Source organism: Planomonospora algeriensis (genome assembly GCF_977012225.1).
The window spans coordinates 8,190-10,910 of sequence record NZ_CDRNDK010000200.1 but is presented as its reverse complement, the minus strand read 5'-3'; the positions used below and the strand labels follow the sequence as shown (position 1 = coordinate 10,910).

2 protein-coding genes and 1 pseudogene are annotated in these 2,721 nt (G+C 71.3%); all 3 read left to right on the top strand.

Features of this window, described 5'->3' with window-relative positions; genetic code table 11:
• Positions 1 to 871: GMC family oxidoreductase (locus tag ACWJ6R_RS20320; protein ID WP_449063748.1), on the top strand; the 871-nt coding region annotated here is incomplete at its 5' end.
• Between the two features lie 57 nt (positions 872 to 928).
• On the top strand, positions 929 to 2,185 hold the full coding sequence (locus ACWJ6R_RS20315; protein WP_449063747.1) for a cytochrome P450: 1,257 nt from the start codon (positions 929 to 931) through the stop codon (positions 2,183 to 2,185).
• Positions 2,186 to 2,400: 215 nt separating this feature from the next.
• Positions 2,401 to 2,721 (top strand): annotated as a pseudogene (locus tag ACWJ6R_RS20310) (cytochrome P450); the annotation flags it as partial.

Below are 2,721 nucleotides of genomic sequence, written 5' to 3'. Positions count from 1 at the left end.
CCCCGGCGGCACGGTGGCGCGCGCGCGGCGGGAGGTGATCCTGTCGGCCGGCGCGATCGGCTCGCCCCACCTGCTGATGCTGTCGGGCATCGGCCCGGCCGAGGCCCTGCGGGCGGAGGGCGTCGAACCGCTCCGCGACCTGCCGCAGGTCGGCGCCAACCTCCAGGACCACCTGGCCTCGGGGATCTTCCTGCAGTGCCCCCGGCCGGTCACGCTCGCCGGGGCCGAGTCGGTGCCGAACCTGCTCCGCTTCCTGATCGGCCGGAGCGGCATGCTCACCTCCAACGTCGGCGAGGCGGTGGCCTTCATCCGCACCGGCCCCGCCGAGCCGGCCCCCGACATCGAGCTGATCTTCGCCCCCGGCCCGTTCGTCGACCACGGCCTGACGCCGCCGTCCGGGCACGGCCTGACCATCGCCTCGATCCTGCTCCAGCCGGAGAGCCGCGGCCGGATCACGCTGAGCGGCCGAGACGTGGTGATCGACCCCGGCTACCTGGCGGCCGAGGCCGACGTCCGGCGGCAGGTGGCCGGGTTGCGCCGGGCCAAGGAACTGTTCGCCACCGCGGCCCTCGCGCCGTTCGCGGGGCCGCCGATGGCCCCGTACTGGGGCCCGGAGACCGACGAGGAACTCGTCCGCTGGATCCGGGAGCGCAGTGAGACCCTCTACCACCCGGTCGGCACCTGCCGGATGGGCGCCGACGAGGAGTCGGTCGTCGACCCGTCGCTGCGGGTCCGGGGGGTCTCCGGGTTGCGCGTCGCCGACGCCTCGGTCATGCCGGTCATCAACCGGGGCCACACCCACGCCCCCACGGTCATGATCGCCGAACGGGCCGCCGAACTGATCGCGGCGGACCGGGCGCCGGTCGGGTGAGCGGGTGTGGCACGGCTCACACTTGACGTAAGTGAGCACTTGCCGAAATCTGGGGAAATGACGGTGAACACGGCGGACATCGACCTGTCAGAGATCCCGTTCTGGGCCCTTCCCCAGCCGGAGCGGATGGCCGCCTTCAAACGCCTCCGCGAGCTGGACCGGCCCGTGTTCGTCAAGGAGAACAGGGTCCCCTTCGTCGGCCACGGGCCCGGTTACTACGCGCTGGTACGGCACGCGGACGTCACCGAGGCCAGCCGGAACGCCGGTGTCTTCAGCAGCGAGCCGTCGGCCAACAGCATCGTGGACCTGCCCCGGTGGCTGGCGGTCTACTTCGGCTCGATGATCAACATGGACGACCCTCGGCACGCGCGGCTGCGGCGCATCGTCTCGCGGGCTTTCACCCCCCGGATCCTGTCCAAGATGGAGGAGGACCTGCAGCGGGCGGCCACCCGGATCGTGGGCGAGGCGATCGAGGAGGGGCCGGGTGACTTCGTCACCCAGATCGCCGCGCGTCTGCCGGTCCAGGTCATCTGCGACATGATGGGCGTCCCGCCCCAGGCCCACGGCCGGGTGCTCCGCGCCACCAACATCATCCTGGGCAACTCCGACCCGGAGTACACCGGCATCCAGCCGGAGCTCAAACGCTGGAACGTCGCACGAGGGCTGGTCAAGCTGATGGGCGCCGGGCGCGAGCTCAACCACCTGGCCGCCCGGCTCGGCCGCGAGCGCCGGGGCCGCTCCACCGGCGACCTGACGAGCCTGCTGGTCAACGGGGAGGAGTCCCTCACCCCGCAGGAGCTCGGCTCGTTCTTCATCCTGCTCGTGGTCGCCGGGAGCGAGACCACCCGCAACGCGATCTCCCACGGCCTGCAGCTGCTCACCGACCATCCGGAGCAGCGCGCGCTGCTGACGGAGGACTTCGAGGGCCGTATCGCCGGGGCGGTGGAGGAGATCATCCGTTACTCCACCCCGGTGATCCAGTTCCGCCGGACGCTCACCCGCGACCACTCGATGAACGGCATGGACTACCGGCGGGGGGACAAGGTGCTGCTCTTCTACAACTCCGCCAACCGCGACGAGTCCGTCTTCGCCGATCCCGACGTCTTCGACATCACCCGCCACCCCAACCCGCACGTCGGGTTCGGCGGTCCCGGCCCCCACTACTGCCTGGGTGCCCACCTCGCCCGCCGGGAGATCACCGTGATGTTCCGCGAGCTGTTCACCCGGCTGCCGGAGATCCGCTCCACCGGAGAGCCCTCCTACCTGCTGTCCAACTTCATCAACGGCGTCAAGCACCTGCCGTACACGGCTTGACCTGCGGACCGCGCGGGTTACGGCGGGCCGTGGCACGGCCCGCGGCCCGGTGCGAAGCGCGGAACGGGCCCGTCATAGGTGAAACGTGTTCTCGGTCGCGACCGCCCGGCCGGAGTCGCGGCATCCCCCCGCCCGCCAGGCGCGGAGGGGGTGGCGGGGCGCGAGGCGGTGTGGCAGGATCGGTGAAACCGAATGCTGTTCTAGTGGAGGCTCGTGTGACGGTTTCGCTGGGCGAGATCGACCTTTCCGATCTGGCGTTCTGGGAGCGGCCGACGGCCGAGCGCGAGGCGGCCTTCGCCGTGCTCCGGGCCCAGCCCGGCCCGGTCCTCTTCCCCGAGCCGGAGATCCCCTTCGCCCCGCTGGGGCCGGGCTACTACGCGCTGGTCAGGCACGCCGACGTGGTGGACGCCAGCCGCAACGCGGAGGTCTTCTGCTCGGGCCGGAGTTCGACGAGCATCCAGGACCTGCCCGCGGAGTTCAACGAGTACTTCGGCTCGATGATCAACATGGACGATCCCCGGCACGCGCGGCTGCGG

Bases quoted from the DNA above. Each gene is read 5' to 3' on its own strand.
- ACWJ6R_RS20315 (WP_449063747.1), top strand. From the start codon at position 929: ATGACGGTGAACACGGCGGACATCGACCTGTCAGAGATCCCGTTCTGG.